The sequence below is a fragment of the Paraburkholderia phymatum genome (assembly GCF_038900715.1).
Taxonomy (GTDB): Bacteria; Pseudomonadota; Gammaproteobacteria; order Burkholderiales; family Burkholderiaceae; genus Paraburkholderia; species Paraburkholderia phymatum_A.
On the sequence record NZ_JAYMRZ010000004.1, the window covers coordinates 15,614 to 41,457 of the forward strand.

The 25,844-nt window shown below is 62.3% G+C and carries 26 protein-coding genes; 18 read left to right on the forward strand and 8 right to left on the reverse strand.

The features are described from left to right. Nucleotides 1-466: 466 nt before the first annotated feature. Nucleotides 467-1,870 (forward strand): multidrug transporter subunit MdtD, encoded by a 1,404-nt coding sequence (gene mdtD / locus VSR68_RS08795; RefSeq protein WP_428983478.1) that lies wholly within the window; start codon nt 467-469, stop codon nt 1,868-1,870. Nucleotides 1,871-1,887: 17 nt separating this feature from the next. Here the strand turns inward: mdtD and VSR68_RS08800 are convergent, their stop codons facing one another. Then, nucleotides 1,888-2,805 carry a LysR family transcriptional regulator gene (locus tag VSR68_RS08800; protein ID WP_342939462.1) on the reverse strand — a complete coding sequence of 306 codons (918 nt, stop codon included), beginning with the start codon at nt 2,803-2,805 and terminating at the stop codon, nt 1,888-1,890. A gap of 189 nt (nt 2,806-2,994) precedes the next feature. Between VSR68_RS08800 and VSR68_RS08805 the strand changes: the two genes are divergently transcribed. From VSR68_RS08805 to VSR68_RS08815, 3 genes are all read left to right on the forward strand, one after another. Next, nucleotides 2,995-3,954: a hydroxymethylglutaryl-CoA lyase gene (locus VSR68_RS08805; RefSeq protein WP_342939463.1), complete on the forward strand. Its 960-nt coding sequence runs from the start codon at nt 2,995-2,997 to the stop codon at nt 3,952-3,954. An 8-nt stretch (nt 3,955-3,962) separates the two neighbouring features. After that, on the forward strand, nt 3,963-5,114 hold the full coding sequence (locus tag VSR68_RS08810) for a CaiB/BaiF CoA-transferase family protein (RefSeq protein ID WP_342939464.1): 1,152 nt from the start codon (nt 3,963-3,965) through the stop codon (nt 5,112-5,114). 115 nt (nt 5,115-5,229) lie between these two features. After that, entirely contained in the window at nt 5,230-6,675 is a 1,446-nt protein-coding gene (locus VSR68_RS08815) for an MFS transporter (protein ID WP_342939465.1), read from the forward strand. A gap of 96 nt (nt 6,676-6,771) precedes the next feature. Here VSR68_RS08815 and VSR68_RS08820 read toward each other — a convergent pair whose 3' ends face one another. Both VSR68_RS08820 and VSR68_RS08825 read right to left on the reverse strand, forming a co-directional pair. Continuing rightward, nucleotides 6,772-8,949, reverse strand: coding sequence for a malate synthase G (locus tag VSR68_RS08820; RefSeq protein ID WP_342939466.1), 2,178 nt, complete (start codon nt 8,947-8,949; stop codon nt 6,772-6,774). A 47-nt stretch (nt 8,950-8,996) separates the two neighbouring features. Continuing rightward, entirely contained in the window at nt 8,997-9,413 is a 417-nt protein-coding gene (locus VSR68_RS08825; RefSeq protein WP_342939467.1) for a heme-binding protein, read from the reverse strand. A gap of 346 nt (nt 9,414-9,759) precedes the next feature. Here VSR68_RS08825 and VSR68_RS08830 point away from each other — a divergent pair, with 346 nt between their 5' ends. From VSR68_RS08830 to VSR68_RS08865, 8 genes are all read left to right on the forward strand, one after another. Then, a complete protein-coding gene (locus VSR68_RS08830; RefSeq protein WP_342939468.1) occupies nt 9,760-10,524 on the forward strand; it encodes a fumarylacetoacetate hydrolase family protein in 765 nt (254 codons plus the stop codon). Continuing rightward, nucleotides 10,521-11,279: a fumarylacetoacetate hydrolase family protein gene (locus VSR68_RS08835; protein WP_342939469.1), complete on the forward strand. Its 759-nt coding sequence runs from the start codon at nt 10,521-10,523 to the stop codon at nt 11,277-11,279. The genes VSR68_RS08830 and VSR68_RS08835 overlap by 4 nt, the downstream gene beginning before the upstream one ends. Before the next feature lie 17 nt (nt 11,280-11,296). After that, nucleotides 11,297-12,754 carry a 5-carboxymethyl-2-hydroxymuconate semialdehyde dehydrogenase gene (hpaE, locus tag VSR68_RS08840; protein ID WP_342939470.1) on the forward strand — a complete coding sequence of 486 codons (1,458 nt, stop codon included), beginning with the start codon at nt 11,297-11,299 and terminating at the stop codon, nt 12,752-12,754. Nucleotides 12,755-12,797: 43 nt separating this feature from the next. Beyond that, nucleotides 12,798-13,661, forward strand: a complete 864-nt coding sequence (gene hpaD, locus VSR68_RS08845; protein WP_342939471.1) for a 3,4-dihydroxyphenylacetate 2,3-dioxygenase — start codon at nt 12,798-12,800, stop codon at nt 13,659-13,661. A gap of 20 nt (nt 13,662-13,681) precedes the next feature. Then, on the forward strand, nt 13,682-14,080 hold the full coding sequence (locus VSR68_RS08850; protein ID WP_342939472.1) for a 5-carboxymethyl-2-hydroxymuconate Delta-isomerase: 399 nt from the start codon (nt 13,682-13,684) through the stop codon (nt 14,078-14,080). Nucleotides 14,081-14,162: 82 nt separating this feature from the next. Continuing rightward, nucleotides 14,163-14,966 carry a 2-oxo-hept-4-ene-1,7-dioate hydratase gene (hpaH, locus tag VSR68_RS08855; RefSeq protein ID WP_342939473.1) on the forward strand — a complete coding sequence of 268 codons (804 nt, stop codon included), beginning with the start codon at nt 14,163-14,165 and terminating at the stop codon, nt 14,964-14,966. 9 nt (nt 14,967-14,975) lie between these two features. Further along, nucleotides 14,976-15,782, forward strand: a complete 807-nt coding sequence (gene hpaI, locus VSR68_RS08860) for a 4-hydroxy-2-oxoheptanedioate aldolase (RefSeq protein WP_342939474.1) — start codon at nt 14,976-14,978, stop codon at nt 15,780-15,782. 35 nt (nt 15,783-15,817) lie between these two features. Continuing rightward, the gene (locus VSR68_RS08865) at nt 15,818-16,432 is read left to right on the forward strand and encodes an HAD-IA family hydrolase (RefSeq protein WP_342939475.1); all 615 of its coding nucleotides are present in this window, start codon (nt 15,818-15,820) and stop codon (nt 16,430-16,432) included. Between the two features lie 5 nt (nt 16,433-16,437). On the opposite strand, the gene VSR68_RS08870 is transcribed toward VSR68_RS08865, so the two are convergent. Both VSR68_RS08870 and VSR68_RS08875 read right to left on the reverse strand, forming a co-directional pair. After that, nucleotides 16,438-17,418 carry a helix-turn-helix domain-containing GNAT family N-acetyltransferase gene (locus VSR68_RS08870; protein WP_342939476.1) on the reverse strand — a complete coding sequence of 327 codons (981 nt, stop codon included), beginning with the start codon at nt 17,416-17,418 and terminating at the stop codon, nt 16,438-16,440. A 75-nt stretch (nt 17,419-17,493) separates the two neighbouring features. Beyond that, complete coding sequence (locus VSR68_RS08875) at nt 17,494-18,090, reverse strand: molybdopterin-dependent oxidoreductase (protein WP_342939477.1); 597 nt, start codon at nt 18,088-18,090, stop codon at nt 17,494-17,496. Nucleotides 18,091-18,328: 238 nt separating this feature from the next. On the opposite strand from VSR68_RS08875, the gene VSR68_RS08880 reads away from it, so the two are divergent. Both VSR68_RS08880 and VSR68_RS08885 read left to right on the forward strand, forming a co-directional pair. Continuing rightward, entirely contained in the window at nt 18,329-18,745 is a 417-nt protein-coding gene (locus tag VSR68_RS08880) for a cupin domain-containing protein (protein WP_342939478.1), read from the forward strand. 118 nt (nt 18,746-18,863) lie between these two features. Further along, nucleotides 18,864-19,715 carry an alpha/beta hydrolase gene (locus tag VSR68_RS08885; RefSeq protein WP_342939479.1) on the forward strand — a complete coding sequence of 284 codons (852 nt, stop codon included), beginning with the start codon at nt 18,864-18,866 and terminating at the stop codon, nt 19,713-19,715. An 18-nt stretch (nt 19,716-19,733) separates the two neighbouring features. Here the strand turns inward: VSR68_RS08885 and VSR68_RS08890 are convergent, their stop codons facing one another. Further along, nucleotides 19,734-20,249 (reverse strand): GNAT family N-acetyltransferase, encoded by a 516-nt coding sequence (locus VSR68_RS08890; protein ID WP_342939480.1) that lies wholly within the window; start codon nt 20,247-20,249, stop codon nt 19,734-19,736. A gap of 311 nt (nt 20,250-20,560) precedes the next feature. Here VSR68_RS08890 and VSR68_RS08895 point away from each other — a divergent pair, with 311 nt between their 5' ends. After that, nucleotides 20,561-21,940, forward strand: coding sequence for an MFS transporter (locus VSR68_RS08895; RefSeq protein ID WP_342939481.1), 1,380 nt, complete (start codon nt 20,561-20,563; stop codon nt 21,938-21,940). A 99-nt stretch (nt 21,941-22,039) separates the two neighbouring features. Here VSR68_RS08895 and VSR68_RS08900 read toward each other — a convergent pair whose 3' ends face one another. Further along, nucleotides 22,040-23,008 carry a LysR family transcriptional regulator gene (locus VSR68_RS08900; protein WP_342939482.1) on the reverse strand — a complete coding sequence of 323 codons (969 nt, stop codon included), beginning with the start codon at nt 23,006-23,008 and terminating at the stop codon, nt 22,040-22,042. Between the two features lie 166 nt (nt 23,009-23,174). Further along, nucleotides 23,175-24,254, reverse strand: a complete 1,080-nt coding sequence (locus VSR68_RS08905; RefSeq protein ID WP_342939483.1) for a tartrate dehydrogenase — start codon at nt 24,252-24,254, stop codon at nt 23,175-23,177. 176 nt (nt 24,255-24,430) lie between these two features. Here VSR68_RS08905 and VSR68_RS08910 point away from each other — a divergent pair, with 176 nt between their 5' ends. The 3 genes from VSR68_RS08910 to VSR68_RS08920 all read left to right on the forward strand — a co-directional run bounded on the left by VSR68_RS08910 (nt 24,431) and on the right by VSR68_RS08920 (nt 25,830). Beyond that, the gene (locus VSR68_RS08910) at nt 24,431-24,616 is read left to right on the forward strand and encodes a hypothetical protein (protein WP_342939484.1); all 186 of its coding nucleotides are present in this window, start codon (nt 24,431-24,433) and stop codon (nt 24,614-24,616) included. A gap of 139 nt (nt 24,617-24,755) precedes the next feature. Beyond that, the gene (locus tag VSR68_RS08915) at nt 24,756-25,241 is read left to right on the forward strand and encodes a universal stress protein (protein ID WP_342939485.1); all 486 of its coding nucleotides are present in this window, start codon (nt 24,756-24,758) and stop codon (nt 25,239-25,241) included. A gap of 280 nt (nt 25,242-25,521) precedes the next feature. Continuing rightward, nucleotides 25,522-25,830, forward strand: a complete 309-nt coding sequence (locus VSR68_RS08920; RefSeq protein ID WP_342939486.1) for a DUF1840 domain-containing protein — start codon at nt 25,522-25,524, stop codon at nt 25,828-25,830. Nucleotides 25,831-25,844: the final 14 nt, after the last annotated feature.

Consider the following 25,844-nt stretch of genomic DNA (forward strand, 5'->3'; position numbering starts at 1 on the left):
CCAAAGCGGAGGCTCTACGCCGCGGCATCGTGAACGCGATTGCTGGCAATCCAGGCATGGCAAAAAAATCGGTTAATCGTCGAGTTTTCTTTTGCCATTGCCTTTGCCAATGTTGCTGGCGGCAGCCGCTAATCTGGCTTCGACAACCCCAAAAATGGATGAGATTTAGTTTCGCGGACTGCTGCGGCAGTTCGTGACGGTCGCGAACGTCTTGAGCCAGAGAGGATTGAGCATGACGCATTGTCATCGGCTTTCGCGATGACAATCAGTGTCATCAGGCGACTTCCCGATTGCCATTGAAATCGATACCATGACGGCTGATGTGAACGAATCGGCCACGAGGAAACATAGCGGACCCGATTCGGCGAAACGCCCGTTTCCGAGGTGCAACTACCGCGAAGCCGAAACACGTACGTGCTGAACGCAGATGCCTGAACGGCCGGGTCGCACCTCTGCGAATTTCATCATGACCCGGGATTCCTCACACACCGCGCTACTCTGGATCGTCGCCGCTGCATTCTTCATGCAGACGCTGGATACGACGATCGTCAACACCGCGCTGCCTTCGATGGCGCAAAGCCTGCACGCATCGCCGCTTGCGATGCAGCCGGTCGTCGTCGCGTACACGCTGACCATGGCGCTGCTGACGCCCGCATCCGGCTGGTTCGCGGATCGATTCGGCACGCGCCGCGTCTATTTCGCCGCGATTCTCGTCTTCGTGCTGGGCTCGCTGTGCTGCGCCGGCGCGCATACCCTCGATCAACTCATCGTCGCGCGCGTGCTGCAAGGCATCGGCGGCTCGATGCTGCTGCCCATCGGACGGCTTGCCGTGTTGCGCCGGGTGCCCGGCGACCAGTACGTGTCGGCGCTGGCATTCGTGTCGGTCGCGGGACAGGTCGGGCCGATCGTCGGGCCGACGCTCGGCGGCTGGCTCACGCAGTCCATTTCGTGGCACTGGATTTTTCTCGTCAACGTTCCCGTCGGCGTGATCGGACTCTTCACCGTGCAACGCTATCTGCCGCACGATCACGCGACGCATCCGCCGCCATTCGATTTCATCGGCTGCGGACTGCTCTCGCTCGCGATGATCCTGCTTTCGCTCGCGATCGATCCGCCGATGAGCACGCATCGCATCGAATGGTCGGCGGGTCTCGCGGTGGCCGGCGTCGTTGCCGCGCTCGCGTACATTCCGCACGCCCGCTCGTTCACGCGGCCGCTCTTCAGACTCGCGCTGTTCAGCGAGCCGAACTTCAGCGTGGGTCTCGTCGGCAATCTGCTGTGCCGGATCGGATCGAGCGCGGTGCCGTTCATGCTGCCGCTGTTGATGCAGGTGCAGCTCGGCTACTCGCCGTTGCGCTCGGGTCTGATGATGCTGCCCGCCGCGATTGCGGGCACCGTCTCGAAGCGCTGGATCGCGCCGCTGATCAGGCGCTTCGGCTATTCGGCGTTTCTCGCCGTCAACACGGTGATCGTCGGCTCGACGATCGTCGCGTTCGCGCTCGTGTCGAAGCACTCGGCGCCGTTGCTGGAAATCGTGCTGCTTACCGTGTTCGGCGCGGCGAACTCGATGCAGTTCGCCGCGATGAACAGCGTGACGCTCAAAGGTTTGTCGCACGCGGACGCGGGCAGCGGCAACAGCCTCTTCTCGATGGTGCAGATGCTCGCGATCGGCCTTGGCGTGTCGATCGGCGGCGGGCTCGTCAACGTGTTTTCCGCGCAATGGGGCTCGGCGTCGACAGGCTTCATGCTCAGCTTCGTGTGCGTCGGCCTGGTCACGCTGCTGTCGGCGCTCGTGTTCCGTCGACTCGACTTGCCGCCCGCGCAGCCTGCCGTCGCGGCGCGGGCGCGCACGGCGCGCACGGCGCGCTGATCGTGCGGCGCTCGATATCAATGGGCGTCGTGCGTATGCCGCGCCCGCACGACGAGATGATCGACCATCCGCTGCGCCGCGGGCTGTAGCGAGTCGAAATCGCGAAAGCACACGACGAACTTCCGCTTCGCCCATTCGTCCGTCAACGGAATCACGCGCACATCGAGAATGCGCGCATACGTATCGCCGACTACTTGCGGAATCACGCTGATGCCGAGCTTCGCGGCGACCACGCGAAACGCCGCATCGAAGTTCGACACGACCGCCCTGTACGACACCGTGCCGCCTGCTCGCGCGGCGGCGCGTTGCATCATCATGTGTACGGCCGTCGACGGCGGCAGGCCCACATGTTCATAGCCTAGCGTCTCCGCGAAGCGAAGCGTCGAGCGTTTCGCGAGCGGATGGTCCGGATGCACGGCGAGCGCGAGCCGGTCCTCGCGATACGGTCGATGCTCGAGCCCTTCGAGATCCACGTTGTCCCAGCACACGCCTACGGATGCCGCGCCTTCGCGCAGCCGCCGCACGAGATCGTGCGACAGCCACTCCTCGACATGCACGCGGATGTTCTCGTGCGCGGGCATGCTCATGAACGACGCGACATCGTCGAGCAGGCTCTCCGCAATCGCCGACGCCGACGCGCACACGCTCACGCTGCCGCGCAGGCCGCTGCCGAATGCGGCGATATCGCTCGCGATCCGGTCCATCGTGAACAGCACGTTGCGCGCGTGTTCGAGCAGCGCGACGCCGGCGGGCGTCGGCAGCACGCCGCGTCGCGAGCGCGTGAAGAGCGGCACGCCCAGATCGCTTTCGAGCTGCGCGATCCGCTTGCTGACGGCGGAAGGCTCGATATGTTCGTCGTGCGCGGCGCGCGCCATGTTCTTGTGCTCGCAGACGGCCACGACGAGCCGCAATGTTTTCAGGTCGATGTCGCGCAACGGTTGTCTCCTGTCGGCGCCTTGGCGCCCTGGCGCGTTGCTCTGGTCCGAGCCAGAGGGTCGCGCTGCGTTTCCATTTCGGAAATCTGACACTTCCAAAATAGCGCTTTATGTATCGGATGGAATGTCTAAAGTTAGCACAACGCCGGCATTCGCAAAGACCGGCATGCAACACTGGAGACACCCTCGATGCCCTCATTCCCCTCCCGCGTCGTGATCCGCGAAGTCGGCTTGCGCGACGGGCTGCAAAGCATTCAGACCGTTCTTCCCACCGAAAAGAAGATCGAATGGATCGCCGGCGCGTATGCGGCCGGTCAGCGTGAAATCGAAGTCGGTTCGTTCGTGCCCGCGCGCCTGTTGCCGCAACTCGCGGACACGGCGGAACTCGTCGCGTATGCGAAGACGCTGCCCGATCTGTTCGTCTCGGTGCTCGTGCCGAACCTGAGAGGCGCCGAGCGCGCGATCGACACGCAAGCGGACCTGATGCTCGTGCCGTTGTCCGCGAGTCGCGAGCATAGCCTTGCGAACCTGCGCAAGACGCCCGACGAAGTGATCGCCGAAGTCGCGCGCATCCGTGCCGCGCGCGACGCTGCGGGCTCGAAGACGCTGATCGAAGGCGGCATCGGCACTGCGTTCGGCTGCACGATTCAAGGCATCGTCGACCAGGCCGAAGTACTGCGATGCATGCAGGCGCTGCTCGATGCGGGCGCTGACCGCGTGAGCATCGCGGATACCGTCGGCTATGCGAATCCCGCTGCCGTGCGCGATCTGTTCGAGAAAGCGCGGCGCATGGCGGGCGAGCGTTTCTGGTGCGGACACTTCCACGACACGCGCGGCCTCGCGCTCGCGAACGTATATGCCGCGCTCGAAACGGGCGTCGCGCGCTTCGATGCGACGCTCGCCGGCATCGGCGGCTGTCCGCATGCGCCTGGCGCGAGCGGCAACGCATCGACCGAAGACCTCGCGTTCATGCTCGCGGACATGGGCATCGAAACGGGCGTCGACATCGAACGGCTGCTGACGTTGCGCGCGAAGGTCGCGCAGTGGCTGTCGAACGAAACGCTGCACGGCACGCTATGGCTTGCGGGTCTGCCGAAGACATTCAACGGCGGTGCGAAGCGCGCCGCGAATCCCATCGTTACCGCATGAGGTTCAACATGAGCACATCCAGCCAGCTGCCTCTCGAAGGCGTGCGCGTCATCGAATTCACCCACATGGTCATGGGGCCGACGTGCGGGATGATCCTCGCGGATCTCGGCGCCGAAGTCATCAAGATCGAACCGCCCGGCGGCGACAAGACGCGAAAGCTGCCGGGCCTCGGCATCGGCTTCTTTCGCACGTTCAACCGCAACAAGAAGAGCGTCGTGCTCGACATCAACACGCCCGACGGTCACGCAGCCGCTGAAGAGCTGATCGGCCAGTGCGACGTGATGCTCGAAAACTTTCGGCCGGGTTTGATGCAGAAGCTGGGCCTCGACTACGACACGCTGTCGAAGAAGTTTCCACGCCTGATCTACGTATCGCACAAGGGCTTTTTGCCAGGCCCTTATGAAAAGCGGCTCGCGCTCGATGAAGTCGTGCAGATGATGGGCGGCCTGTCGTATATGACGGGACCGGCGGGGCGTCCGCTGCGCGCGGGCACGTCGGTCAACGACATCATGGGCGGCATGTTCGGTGCGATCGGCGTGCTGGCCGCGCTGCGCGAACGCGATTTCACGGGGCGCGGACAGGAAGTGCAAAGCGCGCTGTTCGAGAACTGCGTGTTCCTCGCGGGCCAGCACATGCAGCAGTACGCGATGACGCACGAAGCGCCGCCGCCGATGCCGTCGCGCGTCTCCGCATGGAGCGTGTACGACGTGTTCACGCTCGCGAACGGCGAGCAACTGTTCATCGGCGCGGTCAGCGACAGGCAGTTCGTCACGCTGTGCGATGTGATCCACCGGCCCGATCTCGCGAGCGAGCCGCAATTCGCGGACAACGCGATGCGCGTGGCCGTGCGTCCCGAACTGCTCGCGCGTCTTGGCGACATCCTGAAGCACCATCGCGCCGATGAACTCGCCGCGAAGCTCGAAGCAGCGGGCATTCCCTACGCGCACATCGTGCGCCCCGATCAACTGTTCGACGATCCGCATCTGAAGCAAAGCGGCGGACTCGTGCCGATGCAAACCGACGACGGCGGCACGACAGAAGTGGTCCTGCTGCCGCTGACGATGGGCGGGCGGCGTCCTGGCGTGCGTCAGGCGCTGGCGAAAGTCGGCGAGCACACGCAGGAGATTCTTTCGCGGCTGACGGGGCGCGCCACCGCGTGAGCGCGTCGATGGCCGCGAGAACGCAACCCATACCAACTGACATCAACGAAGCATCGACCATCAGGCATCCAATTCAATCCGACAACCGATGGCGCATTTCAGGAGACAGACAACTATGCAGCGCACGATACCCGCGGCAGCGGACAATCCCCCGTTTGCGCCCTCCGAAACGCAGACCAATCTGCGCGCGGCGGCGGCATTGTCCGCGCGCATGGACCGCTTGCCCGTCACGCGTTACTTGTGGATGCTCGTCCTGCTGATTTCACTCGGCGGATTCTTCGAGGTCTACGATCTGATCTTCACCGGCTACATCGCGCCGGGGATGGCGAAGAGCGGTCTGCTCAAGACGACGACGGATTCGTTCTTCGGGCTTCAGGGCATCGCGGGTTTCATCGCGTCGACGTTCGCGGGGCTGTTCGTCGGCACGTTCTGCTTCGGGTGGCTGCCGGACCGTTTCGGGCGCCGCAAGGTGTTCACGGTGTCGTTGCTATGGTATTCGGTCGGCTCCGCCATACTGGCGTTTCAGCACACGCCTGAAGGGCTGATCTTGTGGCGCTTCATCACGGGCATCGGTGTCGGCATCGAAATCGTGACGATCGACAGCTACGTCACCGAACTCGTGCCGCAGCACATGCGGGGCCGCGCGATGGCGTTCAACCAGGCCGTGATGTTCGCGGCCGCGCCCGCCGCGGCGATTCTGTCGTACTGGCTCGTGCCGACCACGTTCGCCGGCATCGACGGCTGGCGCTGGGTCGTGCTGATCGGCTCGGCGGGCGCGGTGATCGTGTGGTTCATTCGTCTCGTCGTGCCGGAGAGCCCGCGCTGGCTCGCGAGTCATGGGCATGTCGAGAAGGGCGATCGCGTGGTCAGAAAGATGGAAGCGATGGCCGCGCGTCAATCGGGCCGTGCGTTGCCGGCGCCGCTGCCTGCCGTCGAAGTGCCCGCGCATCGACGCGCGTCGCTTGCGGAATTGTGGCAGCCGCCGTATCGCTCGCGGCTCATCATGTTGATCGTCTTCAACTTCTGCCAGGCGATCGGCTATTACGGATTCGCGAACTGGGTGCCGACGTTGCTGATCGGTCAGGGCATCACGGTGACGAAGAGCTTGCTCTACTCGTTCATCATCGCGATTGCGTTGCCTTCGGGACCGTTGCTCGCGATGCTGTTCGCCGACAGGCTCCAGCGCAAATGGCTGATCGTCGGCTCCGCGTTTGCAGTGGTCGTGTTCGGGCTGCTGTTCGGGCAGATGAAAGCCGTCGTGCCGCTGATCGTGCTCGGCGTCCTCATCAGCCTCGCAGGGCAGACCATTTCCGTTTGCTATCACGCGTACCAGGCCGAGCTTTTTCCGACGCGCATCCGTTGCCGCGCAAACGGAATCGTCTATTCGGCGAGCCGCATCGGCGCGATGATGTCGGGCTTCGTCATCGCGCATCTATTGCGGGAGTTCGGCGTCGCGGGTGTGTTCGTCGGCATTACCGCGTGCATGATCGTCGTGATGATTTCGATCGGCGGATTCGGGCCGAAAACGAATGGCGTCCGGCTCGAAGAGCTTTGCCATTGAGGTCGCTGCGCGCTAGTCGCCAAAAAATGAACGCCGGCCGGGTCTTTGGAGACCCGGCCGGCGTTTTGTCGTCACGCAATGGCTAAGCGCAGGGAATTACGCGTGGCCTGCCTTCAGTTGCAAACGGAACTTGTGCAGCAACGGTTCCGTGTAGCCGCTCGGCTGCGCGCAGCCTTCGAATACCAGCGCGCACGCCGCCTTGAACGCGATCGAAGCATCGAAGTTCGGCGCCATCGGCTTGTAGTTCGGGTCGCCTGCGTTTTGCTGATCGACGACCTTCGCCATGCGCTGCAAGGTTTCCTTCACGAACTCCGGCTTGACGACGCCGTGACGCAGCCAGTTCGCGATGTGCTGGCTCGAAATGCGCAGCGTCGCGCGGTCTTCCATCAGGCCGACGTTGTGGATGTCCGGCACCTTCGAGCAGCCGACGCCCTGATCGATCCAGCGCACCACATAGCCGAGAATGCCCTGTGCGTTGTTCTCGACTTCCTGGCGGATCTCGTCGTCGTTCCATTGCGCGCGCTCGACGACGGGAATCGTCAACAGCCCGTCGAGCAGTTCGTCGCGCGCGCTCGCGAAGTCCGTGCGTTCCAGTTCCTTCTGCACGGCCTGCACGTCGACCTGATGATAGTGCAGCGCATGCAGCGTCGCGGCCGTGGGCGAGGGCACCCACGCCGTGTTCGCGCCCGCCTTCGGATGACCGATCTTCTGTTCGAGCATCGCCTTCATCAGGTCGGGCATCGCCCACATGCCCTTGCCGATCTGCGCGCGGCCGCGCAGGCCCGCAGCGAGACCGACGAGCACGTTGCTGCGCTCGTACGCGGCGATCCACTTGCTCGACTTCATATCGCCCTTGCGCATCATCGGGCCGGCTTCCATCGAGCTGTGCATCTCGTCGCCCGTGCGATCGAGGAAGCCCGTGTTGATGAACGCCACGCGCGCCGCTGCCTCGCCGATACACGCGGAGAGGTTGACGCTCGTGCGGCGCTCTTCGTCCATGATGCCCATCTTGATCGTGTTGCGCGCCAGCCCGAGCAGATCTTCGACGCGCGCGAACAGCTCGCTCGCGAACGCGACTTCAGCGGGGCCGTGCATCTTCGGCTTGACGATGTAGATGGAGCCCGTGCGCGAGTTGAGCTTGTGCGTGCGGTCGTGCAGCGCGCACAGCGTCGTGATGACGGCGTCGAGAATGCCTTCGGGAATCTCGCGGCCGTCGCGATCGACCACGGCCGGGTTCGTCATCAGATGGCCGACGTTGCGGATGAACAGCAGCGAGCGTCCATGCAGCTTCACAGGCTGACCGTTCGCGCCGTGATACTCGCGGTCCGCGTTCAGGCGGCGCGTGAACGTCTTGCCGTTCTTCGTGACTTCTTCCGTCAGCGTGCCGACCATCAGGCCGAGCCAGTTGCGATAGAGCTGCACCTTGTCGTCGGCATCGACGGCCGCAACCGAGTCCTCGCAGTCGATGATCGTGCTGACGGCCGCTTCCATCAGCACGTCCTTGACGTGCGCGGGATCGGTCTTGCCGATCGAATCGTTTGCGTCGATCTGGATTTCGAAGTGCAGGCCGTTGTGCTTGAGCAGCACGGCCGACGGCGCGTTCGCATCGCCCTGATAGCCGACCAACTGCGCTGGGTCTTGCAGCGCGGTCGCGCCGCTCTTCAGCGCGACGCTGAGCTTGCCGTTCTCGACGCGGTAGCTGGTCGCGTCCTTGTGCGAACCGTTCGCGAGCGGCGCGGCATCGTCGAGGAACTTGCGCGCATAGGCGATCACGCGCGCGCCGCGCACCGGGTTGTACTTCGCGCCGCGCTCGGCGCCGTCGGTTTCGTCGATGGCATCGGTGCCATACAGCGCGTCGTACAGGCTGCCCCAGCGCGCATTCGCCGCGTTCAGCGCGTAACGCTGGTTCGACAGCGGCACGACGAGTTGCGGGCCCGCCTGCTCGGCGATTTCGCGGTCGATGTTCTCCGTGGTGGCCTTCACGCTCGCGGGCGCGGGCACGATATAGCCGATGCTTTCGAGGAAGCTGCGATACGCGCGCAGGTCGCGCACCGGGCCCGGATTCGCGCGATGCCATTTGTCGAGTTCGACCTGCAGGCGGTCGCGTTCGGCGAGCAGCGCGCGGTTCTTTGGCGCGAGGTCGTGCACGATGGCATCGAAACCGGCCCAGAATGCGGCGCTATCGACACCGGTTCCAGGCAGGGCTTCCTTTTCGATGAACTGTTCGAGGTTCGCGGCGACCTGCAATCCGTCGCGTTGAGTCATTTGGGTCATGGGCTGTTCCAAGAGGGGCGAGATTTCGACTAGCTTCGGGGCGGCGTTCAACCATTCGCAGCGGTGGCAACGGCCGCGGCACCGGCCTTTGCCACTTGCGCATCCTGATCGGCCTTCACGCCGGAAACACCGACGGCGCCGACCACCTGACCATTTACCACAACGGGAACGCCGCCTTCCAGCGTACCCGAGAGCGGCGCGCTCAGGAATGCGGTGCGGCCGCCGTTGATCATGTCTTCATACTGCTTCGATTCGCGGCGGCCCAGCGCGGCCGTGCGGGCCTTCTCAGTCGCGATGTAGGCACCGATCGGCGCGCAGTTGTCGAGGCGCAGCAGCGCGAGTTGATGGCCGCCGTCGTCGACGACGGCAATGGCCACGGCCCACTGGTTGCGCTCGGCTTCGGCGCGCGCCGCTTCGATGATTTTCGTCGACTCGGCGACCGTCAGAACGGATTTTGTCTGCATGTTGCGTTTCCTGAAACGATTGAGGTGACTTCCATCTACAGACCGGTCGCGAGTCGCGGATCGACATGACAGGCGGCGCACACACGCACGATTTACGCGCGAGCGAGGTCCAGTCTTATATATGACTTGGGGTCCATTGTTCCGCGTTCCTGGCTGCTTGTCGACTGGGTGGAACACTGGTCTTACCAGTTTTTTCTGTCCCCATGTACGGCCCTGCGATGACGCAGCAAGGGCACGCAAGCGCCGCGCCAGGGAAAACCCGTGTCGGCCATCGATGCGCTTGACCATCGGTTGAGCTGCGCGAATACTACTAAGATATTAGTGAATCGACGGATGCAGCCAGGCCATGTTCGTAATCCACGATCACCGGATTCATCTCGAAAGCGAGTCGCTCGCACGCGATGTCGATGCGCCCACTGTGAGCGCGCTGCTCGCGGATGGAAAGACCTGTCGCCCGCCCGTGGGCGGTGCGGTCTATGGCACGTTGCTGAACGATCGTGCCGCGCTCGATGCGTTGGGCGACGCCGTCCATGCTCCGCCGTACAAGGCGCCGCCGAAAGCGCCCGTTCTGTACGTGAAGCCGCGCAACACGCTGGCAGGGCACGGCGCGCAAGTCGTCGTGCCTGACGATGAGCACGGCGTGCAAGTCGGCGGATCGCTCGGCATCGTGATGGGGCGCACCGCGTGTCGCGTGAGCGTCGACCAGGCGCTGGAATTCGTCGCGGGATACACCGTCGTTGCGGACCTTTGCGTGCCGCACGCGAGCGTTTATCGGCCGTCGGCGCGGTTTCGCGTGCGCGATTGCTTCTGCGTGATCGGTCCCGCCGTGATCGCGCGACGGCACGTGGCCGATCCGGATGCGCTGCGTATCGCGATCAGCATCGAAGGAAAGCGCGCTTTCGAAGCGAGCACTTCTACGTCGATTCGCAACGTCGCGCGATTGATCGCCGACGTCACCGACTTCATGACGCTTTCCCCCGGCGATGTGCTGACGTTGGGTGTCCCGCATGGTGCGCCCGTCGCGCACGCCGGCGACAACGTGAGCATCGCGATCGGCGCATGGACGCCGTTGCGTTTCTCGACGACGTCGAAAGAAGGAGGCGAACGATGATGCGCGGCCGTGTTGCGTATGCAGGCGCCATTCACGAGGCGTATCCGCACGAGCGGGGCGTTCGGCTCGCCGATGGCCGTGTCTGTCGAGAAGAAGAAATCGTGTGGCTTGCGCCCATCGAACCCGGCACGATCTTCGCGCTCGGTCTGAATTACGCGGAGCACGCGAAGGAACTGCAATTCTCGAAGCAGGAAGAGCCGCTCGTGTTTCTGAAGGGGCCGGGCGGCGTGATCGGTCATCGCGGTGTGACGCGCCGTCCGAACGACGTGACGTTCATGCACTACGAGTGCGAACTCGCCGTGGTGATCGGCCGGTCGGCGAAAGAAGTGAAACGCGATGAAGCAATGCAGTACGTTGCCGGCTACACGATCGCGAACGACTATGCGATCCGCGACTATCTGGAGAACTATTACCGGCCCAATCTGCGCGTGAAGAATCGCGATGGCGGCACGGTACTCGGCCCATGGTTCGTCGATGCCGCCGACATTGCGGACGTCAGGCAACTCGAGTTGCGCACCTACGTGAACGGCACGCTGCAACAAAAGGGCAATACGCGCGATCTCGTTACCGACATTCCCGAGCTGATCGAATATCTGAGCGGATTCATGACGCTCGCGCCCGGCGACGTCATTCTGACGGGCACGCCGGAGGGCGTCGTCAATGTGAATGCGGGCGACGAAGTCGTCTGCGAGATCGACGGCCTCGGCCGTCTCGTCAACGTGATCGTTTCCGACGCGGACTTCAACCGCGACTGACTGTCTGGGACCTGCCAATGCGAATCGAACATCTGATCAACGGCCAATCGACGCAAGCGCGTGACTACTTCGAGACCGTGAATCCGGCGACGCAAGAAGTACTGGCCGAAGTCGCGCGCGGCACGGGCGAAGAAATCGACGCGGCTGTGCGCGCTGCAAAAGACGCGTTTCCCGCATGGGCCGCGAAGCCCGCAGCCGAGCGCGCGAAGCTCGTGCGCAAGCTCGGCGAACTGATCTCGAAGCACGTGCCCGAGATCTCCGACACGGAAACGCGCGACACGGGCCAAACGATTTCGCAAACGCGCAAGCAACTCGTGCCGCGTGCCGCCGACAACTTCACGTATTTCGCGGAGATGTGCACGCGCGTCGACGGCCATACGTACCCGACCGATTCGCATCTGAACTACACGCTGTTCCATCCCGTCGGCGTGTGCGCGCTGATTTCGCCATGGAATGTGCCGTTCATGACGGCCACGTGGAAAGTTGCGCCGTGTCTCGCGTTCGGCAATACGGCTGTGCTGAAGATGAGCGAGTTGTCGCCGCTCACGGCGTCGATGCTCGGCAATCTCGCACTCGAAGCGGGCATTCCCGCGGGCGTGCTGAACGTCGTGCACGGTTATGGCAAGGAAGCGGGCGAACCGCTCGTCGCTCATCCCGATGTACACGCCGTTTCGTTCACGGGTTCGACGGCGACGGGCAATCGCATCGTGCAGACGGCGGGCCTCAAGAAATTCTCGATGGAACTGGGCGGCAAATCGCCGTTCGTTATCTTCGACGACGCCGATTTCGAGCGCGCGCTCGATGCCGCCGTGTTCATGATCTTCTCGAACAATGGCGAGCGCTGCACGGCGGGTTCGCGGATACTCGTGCAGAAATCGATCTACGGGAAATTCGCTGAGCGCTTTATCGAGCGCGCAAAACGCTTGACCGTTGGCGATCCGCTCAACGAGAGCACGGTCATCGGTCCGATGATCAGCCAGGGGCATCTTGCGAAAGTGCGCGGCTATATCGAGCTGGGGCCAAAGGAAGGCGCGACGCTCGCGTGCGGCGGACTCGATGCGCCATCGTTGCCCGACGCACTGAAGAAAGGCAATTTCGTCGCGCCTACTGTATTCGTCGATGTCGACAACCGCATGCGCATCGCGCAGGAAGAGATCTTCGGGCCGGTCGCGTGCCTGATTCCGTTCGACGACGAAGCGCACGCCATTCGCCTCGCCAACGATATCTCATACGGCCTGTCGAGCTATGTATGGACCGAGAACACGGGTCGCGCGCATCGCGTGGCGGCAGCAATCTCGGCGGGCATGTGCTTCGTGAACAGCCAGAACGTGCGCGATCTGCGACAGCCGTTTGGCGGCACGAAGGCATCGGGTGTTGGGCGCGAAGGCGGCACGTGGAGCTATGAAGTGTTCCTCGAACCGAAGAACGTGTGCGTGTCGCTTGGATCGCATCACATTCCGCGCTGGGGCGTTTGAACGATTCAGCGTCGCATGAGATTGAAGCAAAAAGGAGACCGCGATGGGCAAGCTCGCACTGGCCGCCAAAGTCACGCATGTGCCTTCGTTGTATCTGTCCGAACTCGATGGGCCGCACAAAGGCTGCCGCCAGGCGGCCATCGACGGGCATCATGAAATCGGTCGGCGTTGCCGCGAACTGGGTGTCGATACGATCGTCGTGTTCGATGTGCACTGGCTCGTCAATAGCGAGTACCACATCAATTGCGCGCCGAAATTCGAAGGCATCTATACGAGCAACGAACTGCCGCATTTCATCAACAACATGGCGTATGCGTATCCAGGCAATGTCAGGCTTGGCCAGCTGATCGCCGAAGCCGCGAATGAAATGGGCGTGAAAACGCGTGCGCATAGCGAGACCTCGCTCGACCTCGAATACGGCACGCTGGTGCCGATGCGTTACATGAATTCCGATCAGCGCTTCAAGACGGTATCGATCGCGGGGTGGTGCATGTGGCACGACCTGCCGACGAGCGCGCGCTTCGGACTCGCGGTGCGCAAGGCCATCGAGGAACGCTACGACGGTACCGTTGCGATTCTCGCGAGCGGTTCGCTCAGTCATCACTTCGCGAACAACGGCACGGCCGAGCAGTTCATGCACAAGGTGTGGGACCCGTTTCTCGAACAGACTGACCGGCACGTCGTGTCGCTATGGGAGAAGGGCGACTGGAAGACCTTTTGCGGCATGCTGCCGCTCTACAACGAGAAATGCTGGGGCGAGGGCGGCATGCACGACACGGCGATGCTGCTCGGCGCACTCGGTTGGGACCGCTACGAAGGCAAGGCCGAAGTGGTGACGCCATATTTCGGCAGTTCGGGCACCGGCCAGATCAACGCGATTTTTCCCGTGACGCCGTTGCCGGCCTGATTGCTCGATGGAGTCTGAACGTGCCACATCTCACGCTCGAATACAGCGCCAATCTGGCGAGTAACGAAAGCATCGGCGCGCTGTGCAGAAAGCTCGCGCAAAGCCTCGACGCGCAACGCGAGAACGATCAGCGCGTTTATCCGCTCGGCGGCATACGCGTACGCGCGTTGCGTTGCGAACAGTATTGCATCGCGGATGGCAGAGAAGATGCCGCTTTCTTGCATGCGAACCTGAAGATCGGCGCGGGCCGCTCGGAAGCCGTAAAGAAAGCGACAGGCGACGCGCTGTTCGATGTCATCAAGCAGCACTTCGCCGAAGCATTCGAAAAGCAGGGCCTCGCGCTATCGCTCGAAATCAGCGAATTCAGCGAAGCGGGCACGTGGAAACACAACAATCTGCATGCGCGCCTGAAGGGGTGAGCGCGACTGCTTTGCATGGGACCGGAGTAAGCGCTAAAGCGCCAACTCCGGCCGACAGCTTTGCATGGAACGGGACTTGATCATGCTAGACCAGACGACTATTCGCGAACTCGCCGCGCAGCTAGACCACGCCGAGAAAACGCGCACGCAATTGCGGCATTTCTCGGCGGCCTATCCGGAGATGACGATCGAAGATGGATATGCGATCCAGCGCGAATGGGTAAAGATGAAACTGGCCGAAGGCCATGTAATCAAGGGGCGCAAGATCGGCCTGACGTCGCGCGCGATGCAGCGCTCGTCCCAGATCGACGAGCCGGACTATGCGCCGCTTCTCGACAGCATGTTTATCGAAAGCGGCCGGGACATTCGTGCGGATCGCTTCATCGCGCCGCGCGTCGAAGTGGAACTGGCGTTCATTCTCGCGAAGCCGCTCAAGGGCCCCGGCGTGACGCTGTTCGATGTGCTCGACGCGACGGCATACGTGACGCCCGCTGTCGAGATCATCGATGCGCGCATCGAGCAGTTCGACCGCGAGACGCGCGCGCCGCGCAAGGTCTTCGATACGATCTCCGACTTCGCCGCGAACGCGGGCATCGTGATGGGCGGCCGTCCCGTGCGTGCGATGGATATCGATCTGCGCTGGGTCGGCGCGTTGCTGTACAAGAACGGTGCCGTCGAAGAGAGCGGCCTCGCGGCGGCTGTGCTCAATCACCCGGCGACAGGCGTTGCGTGGCTCGCCAACAAGATCGCGCCGTATGACGAGAGCCTCAATGCAAACGATGTGATACTCAGCGGCTCGTTCACGAGTCCCATTCCCGCGCACGCCGGCGATACGTTTCATGTCGATTACGGCCCGTTAGGCGGCATTGCGCTCAACTTTGTCTGAGAGCCCGCTATGGAACGTGTCCAGAATCGCTTCAAGCGCGCATTGGCCCAAGGCAAGCCGCAATTCGGCTTGTGGGCGGCGCTTGCCGATGCATACGTCGTCGAAGTGCTTGCGACGGCGGGTTTCGACTGGCTGCTCATCGACAACGAGCACGCGCCCAATGACGTGCGCAGCACGCTTGCGCAATTGCAGGCAGTGTCGTCGTATCGGTCGCATCCTGTCGTGCGGCCGGTGAAGAGCGATGCAGCGCTGATCAAGCAGCTGCTCGATATCGGTGCGCAGACGTTACTGCTGCCGATGATCGATACCGAAGAACACGCGCGAGCGGCCGTCGCGGGGACGCGTTATCCGCCGCTAGGCGTGCGCGGTGTCGGCAGCGCACTTGCGCGGGCGTCGCGCTGGAACCGTGTGCCCGATTATCTGGCCACCGCTTCGGACGAGTTGTGCGTGCTGGTGCAGGTCGAGACGCTGCAAGGGCTGTCGAATCTGGATGCGATCGCGAATGTCGATGGCGTGGACGGCGTATTCTTTGGGCCGGCGGATCTGAGCGCATCGATGGGTTTTCTCGGCAAGCCTGGCGAACCCGTCGTGCGCGAGGCGATTCGCGAGGGCATTCGCACGGTGCGCGCAGCGGGCAAGGCGGCGGGCGTGCTCGCGCCGGACCGCGCGTTCGCCGCCGAATCTCTGGAAGCGGGCGCGACCTTCGTCGCCGTTGGCACCGATACGGGTCTGCTCAGCCGCGCAGCCGCCGATCTTGCGTCCTCATACATCGGCGACGAGAGGCGCGCGGATACGACGGAGAAGGGCGGGTACTAGCGTCGCGTGGATGCGTTCGATGCGGAGGCGGCACCATGACGTCATCGATCAAGCTCGTGCTCTTCGACATGGAGGGCGTGTTGTCACATTACGACCGCGCCGCGCGGACCAATCGCATGTCGTCGATCACGGGCAAGCCGCACGAGGCCGTTCGCCACGCAATCTGGGGCTCAGGGCTCGAAGCGCGCGCCGATGCGGGCGAGATCACCGACGACGAATATCTGCTCGAACTCGGCAATCTGCTGGGTTGCCCTGTCAGCCGTGACGACTGGCTCGTTGCGCGCCACGCGTCGATCACGCCTGACGCTGAATCGCTCGCCGTCGCCGCGCGAATTGCAACGCGTCACAAGATCGCCGTGCTGACCAACAACTGCCGTCTCGTCACCGATCACATCAGCTATCTCAACCCGCCCGTTGCGCGACTCTTCGGCGCGCATGTTTATCCGTCGGCTGCATTCGGCGCGGCGAAGCCGGCGGCCCAAGCGTATCTCGGCTGTGTCAGCCATCTGTGCGTCGAGGCGCGCGAGACGCTTTTCATCGACGACTCGGAAGCCAACGTCACAGGCGCAATCGACGCTGGTTTGCACGCGTATCAGTTCGTCGACGCGGATGCGCTGTCGCGAGAGCTTGCGCGCTTCGATCTGCTCTAGCGCTGCTATCGAGGCGATTTCACGCGCCGGATGAAACGCTGTTCGACGACCGTCTTTCCCCACTGCGTGCCTTCCGCCTCTTCGGCCAGCGTGAAGCCGAACGCCTCATACAGATGACGCGCGGCGTCGAGGCCCTTGAACGTCCAAAGGTAAGTTTCGTCGAAGCGTTCGTCGACGAAGGCCATCGCGCGTGTCATCAACTGTCGGCCGAGACCCGAGCCGCGCAGCGAATCGTCGACGATGAACCAGCGCAGGTGCGCGATGCGCGTCGATGGGTCCAAGTCGATGGCGACCGACGCAAGCGTGCGCGCGTTGTCGACGACGAGCCACAGTCCCTTGTCGGGATCGGGCAATGATTCTGCGAATGCCGCGAGCTCTGTCGCGACGCGCTTTTCGAAGAACACGCCGAAGCCCGTGTGCTGCGAGTAATAACGCCCGTGAAGACTCGCGACGTCGCCGATGCAGCCAGGGTAGTAGCCCTCGACGATCTGCACGTTCGGCGCCGATGGCGTCTGACTCTCCTTGGCATCGTTGTCCTGCGCGAGCGCGCTCGCATACAGCGACAGCGCGCGCACCAGCGCCTGTTGATCGGAGGGCGCGAGCTTGCGCAATGCGCTCGATACCTGATCGGTTGCGAACTTGTCGATTTTCTTGCGCAACTGCTGGCCTGCTCGCGTCAGGTGAAGCTCCGACGAACGCGCGTCCTCGCTCGATGCCGTGCGCTCGACGAGCCCCGCCGATTCCAGCTTCGCGATCTGTCTGCTGGCGTTGGACTTGTCGAGGCGCAAAAGATGCGCAAGATCTCGCGCCTGCATGCCGGGAGTCGCGCCGATTTCGAGGATTGCGTGCACGGCCGATGGCGCCAGATCGCTTTCCGCGAGCGTGGAGCGCATGAAGCCGAGCTCGCGAACGAGCTTGCGCGAGAACTCCCGCAATTCGAGGATGGTCTTGTCGCGCGATTGAGACGGTTTGTCGATGATATCCACCACAGCTCCTTGAGTTGCGCTTCGCAACTACTATAGTTGCGAAGCGCAACTTATGCAAGGAGTGTGATTTCGCCTCTAGGCCTCGCCCACCTGTATGTGATAGAGCCCCCACGGACATAGCACGAAGCGGTCTTTCAGTGGCTTTGTCGCGAGTTGCGCAATGTTGTCGGCGTCGTAGATCGCCCATAAAGGACCGAGCCCGCCCAATGGCATCGGCTTGTCGTCCATGTGAGTCGCGACGATGAATTTCCACGCACGCACGTTGTCGAGCGTCGTCAGCACCGTATAGCCATCGACTGCGCGCAATGAAATCCTGGTGTCGCCGGAACTGGATGCGCCCGCCTGTTCAAGCACGTTCGTCAGCAGTGGGCCGCTCAGCGTGTGCTGCTTCGCGTCGTATTCGATTGTCGGCTTGATCGTCACGGCGGGCAGGGCGGCGACGGACGGATAATCGAACGTATAAGCCTCGGGGAATTTAACCAGTTGCTTCGCCATCAACTGATCGAATGCCGGATCGAGTGCGCCGCGATTCGTGCGCTTGATCGCACCCGACACGGTCAGGATTGCAGACGCCGCCGCGCAAGCGGGATGCTTCGTGTTCGTGGCGGCGAACGCAGGCGTCACGGCTGCGCCGAATGCAGCGGCGCTGGTCAGGAACTGACGTTTGTTCATGTTCATTTGCTCCGCTGATGAGCCTGTGTCCAGGCGATTGCCGGTCGCAGCGAAAGTCCGCGCTCGCGTGCGCGTCTCATGATGCTCTGCGGTTATTACAGGCGCAACGTCAAGGCCGCAGTCGCCAAACTTTTTACCGATACCTGACGCGGTAACGCGTCGGCGTAGAATCGAATCGCATTGGATGCGGCTTTTCATTCAATCCGCGCCCATTCCACGGAACCAGGGAGGATCGCGCATGGAAGACGAATCGCAAGGCGAACTGGCGCCTCTCGTCGTGGTGCATCCTGACAGGGAGATTGCAACGAGTCAGCGACTGCCGTATTTCGTGGGTATTTCGGCCACGACGGCGGGCGCGCAGGCGTTGTCGATGCACCTGGTCGTCGTCCCGCCTGGCGGACACGCCGAACCGCACATTCACAGCGGCTACGAAACGGGAATCTATGTTCTGGAAGGACGTGTGGAAACGCGTTATGGGCCGGGCTTGCGTCAGTCGGTCGTAACGGAAGCCGGGGACTTTCTCTTCATTCCCCCCGGCGTGCCGCATCAGCCTTTCAATCTCAGTACGACGACGCCGGCTCGCGCGATCGTTGCGCGCAATCATCCTGAAGAGCGCGAGCAGGTCGTGCCCTACGATCCGTCGAGCGCGCCGTAGCAGCGCGCGCAAGAGGTATCAGAAAAGCTGAACGATTCGATGCGGATTACGCGTTTTTCTTACGCTTGCGATTGCGGCATAGTAGTCACACGACGACTTACCCGAGACTGTGACTGCCATGAACATGCGAACCGACCACGCGTTGCTGGCCGATCCCCAACTGAGCTTCGCGAATGTCGCATCGGGCATCTGCATTCCGTACATCGAACGCGGCGCGGGTGAGCCGGTGGTATTCGTCCACGGATCGCTGTGCGACTACCGCTACTGGGACGCGCAGATCGCGCCGCTGTCCGCACGTTTTCGCTGCATCGCTCCGAGCCTGAGCCACTACTGGCCCGCTGCCGATGCGTGCATTCAGAACGATTTCAGTTGGCATGCTCACGTCGCCGAACTGGCGGAGTTCATCGACGCGCTCGATCTCGCGCCCGTTCATGTGGTGGGTCACTCGCGAGGCGGGTGCATCGCGTTTCATCTGGCGCGCGAATATCCGCGTCTTGTCAAAACGCTGACGCTCGCCGATCCGGGTGGGCCGCTGCAAAAGGATGGCGTGCGCGAAGCGTCGCTGCCCGCTGCCACGAACGCGTTGCGCGCGAAAGTCGCGGGCATGATCGAAGAGGGTATCGTCGAGCCGGGACTCGAACTGTTCGTCGATTCCGTCAGCACGCCCGGTGCGTGGAAAAAGAGCACAACCGCCTTTCGCACGATGGCGCTCGACAACGCGAGCACGCTGCCCAAGCAGTTTTGCGATCCGCTGCCCGCCTATTCGCGCGACGCGGCGGCGGAAGTGACGTGCCGGACGCTGCTCGTCGATGGGCAAAAGAGTCCGCGCATGTTCCGCAATAACGTCGACTCGCTTCAAGAATGGATCTATCTCGCGGACCGGGGAACGATTGCGGGCGCATCGCACGGCATGAACGTCGCCAGCCCGGCTGCCTTCAACCGGATGCTTAGTTCATTCATCGACTATTGACGGCCGCAGACGGCGCGCTCATTTAAGGCGCAGCATCATCTCGACTTCACGATCCGTATCGTCGTCGATTCCGTCGGCGCACGGCTCGTTTTCAACCGCCTCGAATCCCGTCGATTGGTAGAGCGCGATTGCGCCGGCGTTTTCGGCGTCCGTATTCAGCGCGATATGGGTCAGGCCCATTGCGCGCGCGTGATCGATGGCAGCAGCGATCAGTTGCCGCGCGACGCCGTTCCTGCGATGCGCCTGCGCGACGAACAAACCCCACAGAAAGCCCTTTTGCTGCACGGGACGCAACGGATAACGCCTGAGCCCCGCCACGGCGATGAGCGTGGCGCCGTCGAAGGCGCCGAACACGATCTGGTTCGACGTTGAACAGATACGCGCCTCGATTTCATCGAGAGAGCGTTTTCCCTCTTCCTCGCGCGTGGACGCGAACGCGTGAGGCGCTTCGTCGATAGCGCACAGGCGCAGCGACGCGTAGGCGATTGCATCGCTCGCACACAGCGGGCGAATGTGAGGGCGAAGTCGGTTCATCGCGCGATTTTAAGGCACGGATACGCGGATCAGCCGGCGATACTCCTGAAATTCCGCAACATACGTCGTCGTATAACATATGTCTGCAAGCTCTTCTCAAACCCCTTGATCGCGAACAGCCTGACATGCTAAGAATCTGCGGAGTGCACTTGAAATGAAGGCCTTGACCCAAAATGTTCAGGGTAAACGCGTTATTGCAAAAATCAGTGTGTCGCTTCATTCTGTCATCAGACAACCTATAAGCATGTGCTTTCATCTCACGGTTGCGAATCTTGCCGGCATGACGCCGGTGCGTCAGGAGGAGACGATTCATGGCCAACGTTGTGCAAGGCGTGTCCGTGGCACAGAAGACGCGAATCCGCTATGGGATCGTCGCGATGCTGTTCCTTGTCACGGCCGTCAACTATGCGGACCGTGCGACGCTTTCGATGGCGGGCACCGCAATGTCGAAAGATCTCGGTCTCGACGCGGTCGCCATGGGCTTCATCTTTTCCGCGTTCGGCTGGTCGTATGTGATCGGTCAATTGCCGGGCGGCTGGCTGCTCGACCGCTTTGGATCAAAGCGCGTTTACGCGGCTAGCATTTTCATCTGGTCGATCTTCACCGTATTGCAGGGCACGGTCACTTACCTGAGTATTTCGCTTGCAGTCAGCACGCTGTTTGCGCTGCGCTTTCTCGTCGGCTTGAGCGAAGCGCCGTCGTTTCCCGCCAATGGCCGCATCGTGGCCGCGTGGTTTCCCGCCGCCGAGCGCGGCACGGCTTCTGCGATCTTCAATTCCGCGCAGTACTTTGCGACGGTGATGTTCGCGCCGATCATGGGCTGGGTCACGCATCGCTTCGGCTGGCCGTATGTCTTCTATTTCATGGGCGCAGTGGGCATTGTCGTGAGCATCGCGTGGATGAAGACGGTCTACAGTCCCAAAGATCATCCACGCATTAGCCGCGCAGAACTCGACCACATCACGGAGGGCGGCGCGCTCGTCGATATGGATGGGCCGAAGAAGCGCAACATCGCCGACGAAGTGCCGATGCGTGAATCGAATGTCGCTGCGCAATCCACCGGCGAAGCGCCGAAGTGGTCATACGTCAAGCAGTTGCTGTCCAACCGGATGCTGCTCGGCGTTTATATCGGCCAGTACTGCATTACGACGCTCACGTATTTCTTCCTGACGTGGTTCCCTGTGTATCTCGTCAAGGAACGTGGCATGTCGATTCTCAATGCAGGTTTCGTTGCCGCATTGCCTGCCGTGTGTGGATTCATCGGCGGCGTGCTTGGCGGGATCTTCTCCGATTTCCTGATTCGCAAGGGATGTTCGCTAACCGTCGCGCGCAAGGTGCCGATCGTGGTAGGCATGCTGCTGTCGACCAGCATGATTGCGTGCAATTACGTCGACTCGTCGGCTGTCGTCGTGGCGATCATGGCGTTCGCCTTCTTCGGCAAAGGGCTGGGCGCGCTCGGCTGGGCCGTTGTCGCGGATACCTCGCCGAAGCAGATCGCCGGTCTGAGCGGCGGCATGTTCAATACGTTCGGCAACATTGCCGCGATCACCACGCCGATCATCATCGGCTATATCGTCAAGCTGACGGGATCGTTTAGTGGCGCACTGGTGTTCGTCGCTTGCAATGCGCTGGTTGCGATCGTGAGCTATCTGCTGATCGTGGGTGAAATCAAGCGGGTGGAGTTGAAGTGATCTTCTGAATGCCCACACTTCGGTTCGACCGATTGCGGGCATTTCGCGCCTGGCCAAAAACACGCGCTCGCTAGCATCCGCATCAATAGTCGCCAACACTTAGCCGAACTTCAGCCCCGTCTGTCTCATCGCCTCTCGCAAACCTAATTGCGGGTACTTCTTCGCGATGATGCGCATATCGTTGCGCGTCTCTTCAATGAGCCAGTCGCGCAGGTTCGCAACGATCTGCCGCAACGGTTTATTGGCCGGCGTGAGAAGACAGCAACGCCAATCCGTCACGATCACTTCGTGCTCGGCGGGCAGCAACGCGCCTTGTGCGAGCCAATGCGAGACAACCTCGAGCCTGCCGGGCGCGATGCCCTGGCCAAGCAGCGCGGCTTGCACTGCGCTTGAATAATCGGCGAAGCTCACCGTACCCGCGATACGTCCATTTCCGACGAACGCGCTAAAGCGTTCGTGCCAGCCCTGCTGTTCGTCGTCCGTTACGATCAGCGTGTCGCCTTGCGTGCGGCCGGCGCTCGCGCGAACCGTTTCCAGATAGCGCTGATTGCAGACAGGCAGCAACGTTTCCGGCATCACGAACACGGCGTGCTCGTCGATCTCGCTGTCGTGCAGAAAGCGCATGCCAAGATCCACATCATCGAGCGGCCCGTCGCTATGCGCGCATATCAGTTGAAACCGCAAATCGATGTGAGGGAAAGCCTGCTTCACGCGGCTCATGCGCGGCATCAGCCAGTGCGTTGCGAAGCCCGTCGATACGGACAGCATGACCGGCTCGGCAACCGTCGCGCGATCCTCGATCTCGCGTATTGCGCTTTCGATGCCATCGAAGCCTTCCGAAATCGCGCGATACAGAATCTTGCCGCTTTCCGTCAATTCGATGCCGCCGCGCACGCGTTCGAACAGACGCACGCCAATGTGGTCCTCCATGCGCGCGAGCATGCGGCTCACGGCCGGCTGGCTTACATCGAGTTCCTGCGCGGCGTGCGTGAAGTTGCGGCAACGGGCGGCCGCTTCGAACACGAACAGCGCATTGGCACTCGGCAGTTTCTTGCGAAGGCTTGGCATGATGATGCCTGATCCATCGAGTTTGAAATCGCTGTCGCGATGCGCCCGACGCCTGCTGCGGTGAGCGATCGCGCGTCGATGAATTCGCCGCCGCGAAACGATTTTCCCGGCGCGCGTCCTCTGTCATAAGAGCACTCGCGCGCGGATGGAGTTCAATCGGGCGCAATCACGCAAGCCGATGCGCAATCGCGGCGCCCACTTCCGCCGTGTTGGCCTTGCCGCCGAGATCGCCCGTATGCGGGCCGTCCTTCAGCACGCCCCCGATGGCGGCGAGAATCGCGTTGTGCGCTTCGCGTTCCTTGCCCTGGCCGTTGCCGAGAAAATCGAGCATCATCGCCGCCGACCAGATCATCGCGATGGGATTGGCGATACCCTTGCCCGCGATATCGGGCGCGGAGCCGTGCACGGGTTCGAACAGCGACGGGAACACGCGGTCGGGATTCATGTTCGCCGATGGCGCAATGCCGATCGTGCCCGTGCAGGCCGGGCCGAGATCCGAGAGGATGTCGCCGAACAGATTGGTCGCGACCACCACGTCGAAGCGGTCGGGGTTCAGCACGAAGCGCGCGCACAGAATGTCGATGTGCTGCTTGTCCCATGTAACGTCGGGATAGTGCGCGGCCATTTCGGCGGCGCGCGCGTCCCACCACGGCATGCTGATCGAGATTCCGTTGCTCTTCGTCGCCACCGTGATCTTCTTCGCGCGGCGCTGCGCGAGATCGAACGCGAATTTCAGCACGCGCTCGGAGCCCTTGCGCGTGAAGATCGACTGCTGCATCACGAATTCGCGCTCGGTGCCTTCGAACATCGTGCCGCCCACCGACGAGTACTCGCCCTCGGTGTTTTCGCGCACGATCATGAAGTCGATGTCGCCCGCCTTGCGGCCGGCGAGCGGCGACGGCACGCCATCGAACAGACGCGCCGGACGCAGGTTGATGTACTGGTCGAACTCGCGGCGGAATTTGAGCAGCGAGCCCCACAGCGAGATGTGATCGGGCACGGTGGCGGGCCAGCCGACCGCGCCGAACAGGATCGCATCGACGCCATCGAGCTGCGCCTTCCAGTCGTCCGGCATCATCTGGCCGTGCTGGGCGTAGTAGTCGCAACTGGCCCACTCGATGTGCTCATACGCGAGGCCGATGCCATAGCGCTTGCTGACGACATCGAGCGCGCGCAGTGCCTCGGGCATCACTTCCTTGCCGATGCCGTCGCCGGGAATCACTGCGATGCGATAGCTACGGGTCATAGTTGCGTCCTCGTTGGGAAGGGTTGGGAATGGATCGGCTTCGGTCAGGCGATATGCGCGAGAGCAATTAGTCTATTCGATTCGCCATTTGCGCACTGCCGCAAAACGCGTGTAACCGGCGGCTTCAATGCGTCCTATCATGGTAATGACAGTATTCATCAGCGCAGGAGCACACCATGCCCTCCAAGCCGTCTGCTGAGCCGACTGACAAGCCTCTCGACCCCGCGCACACCCCAACCGGCACGAAACGCAAAGCCGCCGCGCACGCCCCGGTGAAACCCAAAGACAACGACAAGCTCGATGCCGACGCGGCCGAGCCCGAGCCGCACGAGCATCTTCCGAGCCGAAGCGACGACAACTGATCCGGCCACAAGCGTCGATGCCTTTCGCAACGAATCATGTGGCGAGCCGTGGAGACGATCAAATGCGCTTGCCGGCGATCGACGAATTGTTGCTGACGAATCGAAGCCTTTGCCGGTTCGAAACCGATGGGAGCAGATCATGCAGAACGTACTCGTAGGCTATGACGGGTCGCCGTCCGCGCGACATGCCGTCACTTTCGCGGTCGATCTCGCGAAGCGCTTCGACGCGCGGTTGCACGTTCTCGTCGTCGCACGCGCGCCCGATTGGGGTGCGATAGAGCTGGAACGAAAGGAGATGATCGACTACGAGTTGCGCCACGCAAACGAAGTGCTCGACGAGATCAAGGCGAAGCTCGTGTCATCCGGCGATCAGGCCGAGTTCGATCTCGTGGTCGGGCAGCCGGCGAAGGAGATCGTGCTCTATACCGAGCAACACGGTATCGATCATCTCGTCGTCGGCCATCGCGGACACACGCCGTTCGACCGCTGGCTGATCGGCTCTGTCGCGCGCCAAGTGCTCGCCTATGCACCGTGCGCCGTGACGATCGTGCGCGATCCGGCGTCGATGAAGAAGCGTCGCGCAAAGAGCGAACAACGTTCGACGGAAGACGCCTCGTTCTTCTGAGCGCAACGCCCACCTCGGAAGATCCGGCTCTTCGCCGCGTGCTTACGTCTGATCAACGGACGCGCTTTGAAGCGTCATATCCATTCCCGCTTGAATAGATCACAACATGATATAAGATGAAAGGAAGCCTTCGAGCGGCTGTCGAATGAGCGGGGACTTTGCTGTCGTTACGGACGGGAACAGTCCGCACGGCAAGATCCACTACCTCCATGGAGAAGAGAGCAGTCTCCGCACCAGGGCAACCGCTACGAAGGCCTGTTTTTTACAGGGAGAAGTAGCCTTGCTCGTCACCTTCCAGTCACCAGCAACGCCGGATGTCGTCATGCTTCGCGACCTCGCGCAGTATCTGCTCGGGTTGATCGGCAAGCGTCTCGACCGTCAGGGTGTGATCGTGCATGACGATTTGCCGGAAGCGATCCGGCGTCTCGAAGCTGCAATCGAAGACGATGCTCAGTCAGGTACGGTCTACGAAACGCCGGCATCGCATGCCGATCATCACAAGTCGGGTCTTTCACAGCGTGCATGGCCGTTTCTCGACATGCTGCGCGAAGCAAAGCGGCAGGACGCCGATATTCTGTGGGGCTTGTAGCACCTGTTGTGCGC

Excerpts from the sequence above, each read along its gene's own strand:
- mdtD (WP_428983478.1), top strand. The coding sequence starts at position 467 with ATGACCCGGGATTCCTCACACACCGCGCTACTCTGGATCGTCGCCGCT.
- VSR68_RS08805 (WP_342939463.1), top strand. The coding sequence starts at position 2,995 with ATGCCCTCATTCCCCTCCCGCGTCGTGATCCGCGAAGTCGGCTTGCGC.
- VSR68_RS08810 (WP_342939464.1), top strand. The coding sequence starts at position 3,963 with ATGAGCACATCCAGCCAGCTGCCTCTCGAAGGCGTGCGCGTCATCGAA.
- VSR68_RS08815 (WP_342939465.1), top strand. The coding sequence starts at position 5,230 with ATGCAGCGCACGATACCCGCGGCAGCGGACAATCCCCCGTTTGCGCCC.
- VSR68_RS08820 (WP_342939466.1), bottom strand. The coding sequence starts at position 8,949 with ATGACCCAAATGACTCAACGCGACGGATTGCAGGTCGCCGCGAACCTC.
- VSR68_RS08825 (WP_342939467.1), bottom strand. The coding sequence starts at position 9,413 with ATGCAGACAAAATCCGTTCTGACGGTCGCCGAGTCGACGAAAATCATC.
- VSR68_RS08830 (WP_342939468.1), top strand. The coding sequence starts at position 9,760 with ATGTTCGTAATCCACGATCACCGGATTCATCTCGAAAGCGAGTCGCTC.
- VSR68_RS08835 (WP_342939469.1), top strand. The coding sequence starts at position 10,521 with ATGATGCGCGGCCGTGTTGCGTATGCAGGCGCCATTCACGAGGCGTAT.
- hpaE (WP_342939470.1), top strand. The coding sequence starts at position 11,297 with ATGCGAATCGAACATCTGATCAACGGCCAATCGACGCAAGCGCGTGAC.
- hpaD (WP_342939471.1), top strand. The coding sequence starts at position 12,798 with ATGGGCAAGCTCGCACTGGCCGCCAAAGTCACGCATGTGCCTTCGTTG.
- hpaH (WP_342939473.1), top strand. The coding sequence starts at position 14,163 with ATGCTAGACCAGACGACTATTCGCGAACTCGCCGCGCAGCTAGACCAC.
- hpaI (WP_342939474.1), top strand. The coding sequence starts at position 14,976 with ATGGAACGTGTCCAGAATCGCTTCAAGCGCGCATTGGCCCAAGGCAAG.
- VSR68_RS08865 (WP_342939475.1), top strand. The coding sequence starts at position 15,818 with ATGACGTCATCGATCAAGCTCGTGCTCTTCGACATGGAGGGCGTGTTG.
- VSR68_RS08875 (WP_342939477.1), bottom strand. The coding sequence starts at position 18,090 with ATGAACAAACGTCAGTTCCTGACCAGCGCCGCTGCATTCGGCGCAGCC.
- VSR68_RS08880 (WP_342939478.1), top strand. The coding sequence starts at position 18,329 with ATGGAAGACGAATCGCAAGGCGAACTGGCGCCTCTCGTCGTGGTGCAT.
- VSR68_RS08885 (WP_342939479.1), top strand. The coding sequence starts at position 18,864 with ATGAACATGCGAACCGACCACGCGTTGCTGGCCGATCCCCAACTGAGC.
- VSR68_RS08890 (WP_342939480.1), bottom strand. The coding sequence starts at position 20,249 with ATGAACCGACTTCGCCCTCACATTCGCCCGCTGTGTGCGAGCGATGCA.
- VSR68_RS08895 (WP_342939481.1), top strand. The coding sequence starts at position 20,561 with ATGGCCAACGTTGTGCAAGGCGTGTCCGTGGCACAGAAGACGCGAATC.
- VSR68_RS08900 (WP_342939482.1), bottom strand. The coding sequence starts at position 23,008 with ATGCCAAGCCTTCGCAAGAAACTGCCGAGTGCCAATGCGCTGTTCGTG.
- VSR68_RS08905 (WP_342939483.1), bottom strand. The coding sequence starts at position 24,254 with ATGACCCGTAGCTATCGCATCGCAGTGATTCCCGGCGACGGCATCGGC.
- VSR68_RS08910 (WP_342939484.1), top strand. The coding sequence starts at position 24,431 with ATGCCCTCCAAGCCGTCTGCTGAGCCGACTGACAAGCCTCTCGACCCC.
- VSR68_RS08915 (WP_342939485.1), top strand. The coding sequence starts at position 24,756 with ATGCAGAACGTACTCGTAGGCTATGACGGGTCGCCGTCCGCGCGACAT.